The following is a 6,000-nucleotide window of genomic DNA, read 5'->3' as shown; positions in this document are numbered from 1 at the left end:
AGAGATATGCAAGCACCCCAGCCACCCTAAGCTTCCAAAGCTTAGCTACCCCGAAATTCGCCCGCCAACACTGGGAAGCAGGCACAATCCATACACACGTTTTGTCCTATAACCCTGTTTGCGCCCGCCAAAGGCGCACTTCAGTTCTGGCAGCCGGGGCACCAATAGAGTTTGCGCGCACCGATCTCGGCCAGTCCCACTGTTTCGCCGCATCGCCGGCACGGCTGTCCGTGCCGCTTGTAGACAAAGTGCGCCTCGCCGTCGAGCGCTCCGGCGTTCCCGCCGCTCCACAAAGCCGATGGGGTCGTAACAATCCGCCCGTCACGGACGCCGTCGGACATCGCCGCCACGGTGTCATCCCACAGTCGTCCGGCGGTTTCGGCGCCCAGAGAGCTGCCCGGGGTCCACGGATCAACGCGCTGGCGGAACAGCACCTCCGCGCGATAGATATTGCCGATTCCGGCCACGATTGCCTGGTCCATGAGGAGGAGCCCGACGGCGGTCTTGCGGCGCAGCAAGCGGCGGACGAACTCGTCGCGATCGTCGGGCCGGTTGTGGAGAGGATCGGGACCCAGGCGCGCCAGGACGGCAGCGGCCTCCGCATCGGTGATCGCTGCGCACGTCGTAGCGCCCCTGAGATCCGCCCAGCCGTTCGCTGAAATGAGGCGAACGCGGACGGCACCCACGGGCTCAGGCGGACCCGCGTAGCTTCTGGCGCCCCCTTCGCCGGCACCTTGCTCTGCTTCCTGCGAGAAACTCTCCCGTTCGCCGATCCGCCGCGGAGCCCCGATGCTCGAGGCCCCGGTGAAGGATTCATCGCCACCGAAGCTCCACGCACCGTAGAGACCCAGATGGACATGCAGGAGCACCCCGTGGTCAAAACGGAGGAAGAGCTGCTTGCCGTGCGCCGTCGCTTCGAGCAGTTCGTGGCGGTCCAAAAGCGCCGCACCCGCGGTGAAACGGCCCTGGGGGCTGGAGACTTCCAGCACGTGGCCGGCGAAAACATCCTGGAACTGGCGCGCCAGGCGATGGATGGAATGCCCTTCAGGCATTAGGCAACGATTTCGCCGGTGTTCTCATAGGTAGCGATTTTTCCGATGCGGCGCACGTGGCGTTCGTCGTTGCTGAACGGTTCTTCCAGGAAGGCCTCGATCAGTTCGGTGGCTTCCTCGACGGTGTGCTGGCGGCCGCCGACGGCAACCACGTTGGCGTCGTTGTGCTCCCGGGCAAGCTTTGCGGTCGAAAGGTTCCAGGCGAGCGCGGCCCGGACACCCTTGACCTTGTTCGCGGCGATTTGTTCGCCGTTGCCGGATCCGCCCAGGACGATGCCCAATGCGTGAACGCCGCCCTCTTGGTCGGCGACCACCGCGGTGGCAGCGTTGATGCAGAACGAAGGGTAGTCATCGAGGGCGTCGTACACCTTGGGGCCGTGGTCAACGACGTCGTAGCCTTTGGCGGTCAAGTGGCTTACGAGGTGGGCGCTGAGCTCCATGCCGGCGTGGTCCGTGGCAATGTGGACGCGGGGTGTGGTCACAGGAAGTCCATTCAGTCTGGCGCGCGAACGCGGCAAAGCCGGGCGCGGCGTTGAGGGATGCGGTTCCTAGGTTACTAGGATCGTGCCCCGGCCCACCTCTTAAGACGAAGCCGGCAGACCGGACGACCTTCCGGCGCTCACGGGGCTGGAGGCTGCTCGCCGCGCTGGGCACGTGCCGCGACGCGGTTCAGGATCCCGGCGAGCCGGTCCGCAGTGGCCGAGGTCCCGGCGCTGAACGCCACCCTGCGGCCGCTGACCTGGCGGACGACGACGGCGGGACCGCTGCTCACGAGCATGGCCGTCGCGCCTCCGTGGTGCCGGAGTCCCCAGCCGCCAAAGTCCGCGGCCCTGACTTCCTGAGCGGCTGCGCCCGCGATGTCAACGGCCGGCACCGTGAGGACCCGCAGGACCCCCGCAACAAAGACCTGCACCCCTCTCCTGTCCGCCCTCACCCGGACAAACAGGAAACACGCTCCGATGACCGCGACCACTGCCAACAATGCGCCCAACCACGGGAGCGCAATAGCGATCAGCATGGCCGGGAACAAGGTGGCGACGCAGATCATGACGAACACCGAACTCCGCGCATGGACCCACAGCAACATGGAATCTTCCGCCAGGCCAGGGTCTTCCGTCCGGATCCGCTCGGCCTCGAGGGCGGCGTCGTCTTCCGGAGTCCAATGCGGGTCCGGTTTGAAAGCCATCATCATGACCACGCCCAAGGGCAAAGCCGCACCCGCGCCGAGGGCAAGGACCGTGCCATCAACGTGCGAGCTGCGGGCGTCGGCGAGGCCTGTTTGCCCCACAAGGCCAGCGGCCAGCACGGAGGTAATGAAGAGGGTCACCATGAGGCCCATGCCCATCATGACCCTGCGCATAATCACCGGCCGGGCAAGGGGAACAGCCTGGATGAACACCAGCCAACCCGCGACGACCAGAAACCCTCCTCCGCCGAGTACGTAGGCGAGGAACGGCGCAAAGCTGATTCCGCCGTCGGCATTCCAAGCGATGGCCACGGGATCCGGGAGGTTGTTGCGCAACATGAGGGCGCACACGGCAAATGCGGCGGCCAGCAGCAGCGGAAATGCCACTGCAAAGCGGAGTGCCCGGAGGTCCAGCGAGTCGCGCATCTTTCCCATATTCCAACGCTACCCCGCGCCGGCGACACTGTGATCGAGCTTCCTTGCCAAGGCGGAATCAAGTGAAAGAATGACTTCACAGCGCCGGCGCTGGCTGAAACCAACCGGCTTCTCGAAACCATTCTTGGAGGCAAACCTTGCCAGGCCTGAACCTGACGCGCGCCGAAGCCGGACAGCGCGCAGAATTGCTCACCGTGACCTCGTACGACGTCACCCTCGACTTGACCAAGGGCGCCACGGTCTTCGGCTCCACGACCGTGGTGAAGTTCTCCGCCGTCGAGGGTTCCTCGAGCTTCATCGACGCGATCACGGAAACCGTGCACAGCGTGACGCTGAACGGCACCGAACTCGATCCGGCGGTGGTGTCCGACGGCGTGCGCATCCAACTGCCCGGGCTCGCCGCCGAAAACGAGCTGAAGTTAGTCGCCGATGCCCCGTACATGAACACCGGTGAGGGCCTGCACCGATTCGTGGACCCGGTGGACAACGAGGCCTACCTGTACACGCAATTCGAGGTGCCGGATTCGCGCCGCATGTTCGCTGTGTTCGAGCAGCCGGACCTGAAGGCCGCATTCACCTTCACGGTCACCGCACCGTCGCATTGGGACCTCATCTCCAACTCGCCCACTCCCGTACCGCTGGAAACCACTCCCGGGGACGACGGCGGGGCGCGCTCGGTTTGGCATTTCGCCCCCACTCCCCGCATCTCTTCCTACGTCACCGCCTTGATCGCGGGACCGTACCAATCGGTCCGCAGCAAGGTCACGAGCTCCGATGGCCGGGTCATTCCGCTTGGGGTGTTCGCCCGCAAGTCCCTCATGCAGTACCTGGACGCCGACAACATCTTCGAACTGACCCGCCAGGGTTTTGAGTTCTTCGAGGCCCAGTTCGGATTCCCGTATCCCTTCGAGAAGTACGATCAGCTCTTCGTTCCCGAGTTCAATGCCGGTGCCATGGAAAACGCCGGCGCGGTGACCATCCTCGAGGGCTACGTCTTCCGCGGAAAGGTCACCGACGCCCAGATCGAACGCCGCGCCATCACCGTGCTGCACGAACTGGCCCACATGTGGTTCGGGGACCTCGTCACGATGCGCTGGTGGAACGACCTTTGGCTCAACGAGTCCTTTGCCGAGTACATGTCCCACCTGGCCGCGGTCGAAAACACCGAATTCGACCGGGCCTGGACCACCTTTGCCTCGGTGGAGAAATCCTGGGCGTACCGGCAGGACCAATTGCCCACGACGCACCCGATTTTTGCCGAGATCAACGATCTCCAGGACGTCGAGGTCAACTTCGACGGCATCACATACGCCAAGGGAGCTTCCGTGCTGCGGCAGTTGGTCGCCTGGGTTGGGCCGGAACAGTTCATGGCCGGCGTCCGCGAATACTTCCAGAAGCATGCCTGGCAGAACACCGAGCTTGTGGACCTCATGAAGGAACTCGAAGCTGCCAGCGGCCGCGACCTGGACCAGTGGGGCAAGCTCTGGCTCGAGACTGCCGGCGTCAATACTCTCTCCCCCGAGATCGAGGTCGACACCAACGGCACCATCACGTCCTTTGCGATCGTGCAGACCGCTATCGACGAGCAGCCCACGCTGCGCCCGCACCGCCTCGCCGTCGGCTTCTACGACCTCTCAGCCGAAGGCAAGCTTGAGAGGACCCACAGGGAGGAGCTCGACGTCGACGGCGCCCGGACCCACGTCCCTGCCCTTGCCGGACAGGCGCGTCCGGACCTGGTCCTGCTCAACGACGACGATCTCGCCTACGCGAAGGTGCGCCTCGACCCCGCATCCTTGGCCACTGCGAAAGCCCACCTGAAGGACTTCGCCGGCAGCCTGCCACGCACCCTCGTGTGGGGCTCGGCCTGGGATGCGGCGCGGGACGGCGAAACCCCGGCCCGCGGCTACGCCGAGTTGATCCTGGCGAACATCGCGTCCGAGACCGATTCCTCAGTGATCCAGACCCAGCTCCGACAGCTGGCCACCACCCTGACGTACTACGTCGCAGCCGAGCACAAGGATGCCGCTACGGTGGCCGCGGTGGACGCTCTCTGGGAGCTTTCGAGCACGGCGGCTGCGGGATCGGACGCGCAACTCCAATTCGTCAAGTCCTTCGCGCTGCTCGCCGCAAGCAGCTCCCAATTCGACGCAGTCCAGTCTGTCCTGGACGGCAGCATGGTCCTGGATGGCCTGACGGTCGACCAGGACTTGCGCTGGGAACTTCTCACCGCATTGGTGGTTGGCGGGCGCCAGGGCCAGGACCGGATCGACGCGGAACTCGAGCGCGACCACACGGCCAATGGCCAGAACGCCGCCGCCTTGGCGACGGCGGCCCTTCCCACACCCGAGGCCAAGGCCGCCGCGTGGAAGAAGATCGTGGTCACGGGCGAGCTCTCCAACGCCATTCAAAGCTCCGCCGTCACGGGCTTCACCCGGGTGCTGGACACCTCCCTGTTGGAGCCGTACGCGGAACAGTATTTCGAGGCGGTTCCGGAGATTGTTGCCAACCGCACCCATGCGCTGGCCCAGCAAATCGTCGTCGGGCTCTACCCTGCGCAACTGACAACGCAGGCCACGGTTGACCGCACGGACAAGTTCCTCGCCGAACTGCCGGCGGATAGCAGTGCCCTGCGCCGCATGATGCTAGAAAACCGCGACGGCGTAGCCCGTGCTTTGAAGGCCCGCGCGGCAGACATCTAAAACGGTCGGATAGCCCACCGAAAGGCCCCGGTTCCGCTTCACTGGAACCGGGGCCTTTCCGTGTGCCGCCCGCGAGTGCACCGCCGATAGACTTTCCGCATGAGCCTGGACGAACACCACTACTCGCTGACCGTGCGCTGGACCGGAAACCTGGGCACCGGGACATCCACCTACCGTGGCTACACCCGGGACCACGACGTCGAGATCCCCGGCCTGCCCGTCCTGAAGGGCTCCTCGGACCCCACCTTCCATGGCGACCGCAGCCGATACAACCCCGAACAACTGCTCCTCACCGCCCTCTCGCAGTGCCACATGCTGTCTTTCCTGCATGTCGCCGTCAAGCACGGGGTGGTAGTGACCGATTACGTGGATCACGCCGAGGGCATGATGAGGCTCAATCGCGATGGCAGCGGCCAGTTCGAGAACGTCACCTTGAAGCCGCACGTCACGGTTGCCGACCCGGCGCATCTTTCCCTGGTGGACAAACTGCACCATGAGGCCAACCAGGTGTGCTTTATTGCCCGGAGCGTCAATTTTCCCGTTCTGCATGAGCCGAGCACGACGGCGGCCGCCAGCTAATCAGGTGTCAAGAAGGCCGTCCGGCCAAGAACCACGATGCGGATCCGGC

The 6,000-nt window shown here is 64.8% G+C and carries 5 protein-coding genes; 2 read left to right on the top strand and 3 right to left on the bottom strand.

Annotated elements, in window-relative coordinates; genetic code table 11:
- Window positions 1-140: 140 nt before the first annotated feature.
- From VLA65_RS20680 to VLA65_RS20670, 3 genes are all read right to left on the bottom strand, one after another.
- Window positions 141-1,052 carry an Fpg/Nei family DNA glycosylase gene (locus tag VLA65_RS20680; protein ID WP_332603593.1) on the bottom strand — a complete coding sequence of 304 codons (912 nt, stop codon included), beginning with the start codon at window positions 1,050-1,052 and terminating at the stop codon, window positions 141-143.
- Window positions 1,052-1,534, bottom strand: a complete 483-nt coding sequence (locus VLA65_RS20675) for a ribose-5-phosphate isomerase (protein ID WP_332603592.1) — start codon at window positions 1,532-1,534, stop codon at window positions 1,052-1,054. Before VLA65_RS20675 ends, VLA65_RS20680 begins: the two co-directional genes overlap by 1 nt.
- A 137-nt stretch (window positions 1,535-1,671) precedes the next feature.
- Entirely contained in the window at window positions 1,672-2,673 is a 1,002-nt protein-coding gene (locus VLA65_RS20670) for a hypothetical protein (RefSeq protein ID WP_332603591.1), read from the bottom strand.
- A 137-nt stretch (window positions 2,674-2,810) separates the two neighbouring features.
- Here VLA65_RS20670 and pepN point away from each other — a divergent pair, with 137 nt between their 5' ends.
- Both pepN and VLA65_RS20660 read left to right on the top strand, forming a co-directional pair.
- Window positions 2,811-5,372, top strand: coding sequence for an aminopeptidase N (gene pepN / locus VLA65_RS20665; protein WP_332603590.1), 2,562 nt, complete (start codon window positions 2,811-2,813; stop codon window positions 5,370-5,372).
- A 99-nt stretch (window positions 5,373-5,471) separates the two neighbouring features.
- Window positions 5,472-5,951 (top strand): OsmC family protein, encoded by a 480-nt coding sequence (locus VLA65_RS20660; protein WP_059387782.1) that lies wholly within the window; start codon window positions 5,472-5,474, stop codon window positions 5,949-5,951.
- Window positions 5,952-6,000 lie beyond the last annotated feature (49 nt).

The organism is Arthrobacter sp. S2(2024), from assembly GCF_036662515.1.
Lineage (GTDB): Bacteria > Actinomycetota > Actinomycetes > Actinomycetales > Micrococcaceae > Arthrobacter.
Note: the sequence above shows the minus strand (reverse complement) of the source record. Positions and strands in the feature narration are given on the sequence as shown.

Coding starts and splice junctions, on each gene's coding strand:
- VLA65_RS20680 (WP_332603593.1), bottom strand. CDS start 1,052: ATGCCTGAAGGGCATTCCATCCATCGCCTGGCGCGCCAGTTCCAGGAT.
- VLA65_RS20670 (WP_332603591.1), bottom strand. CDS start 2,673: ATGGGAAAGATGCGCGACTCGCTGGACCTCCGGGCACTCCGCTTTGCA.
- VLA65_RS20660 (WP_059387782.1), top strand. CDS start 5,472: ATGAGCCTGGACGAACACCACTACTCGCTGACCGTGCGCTGGACCGGA.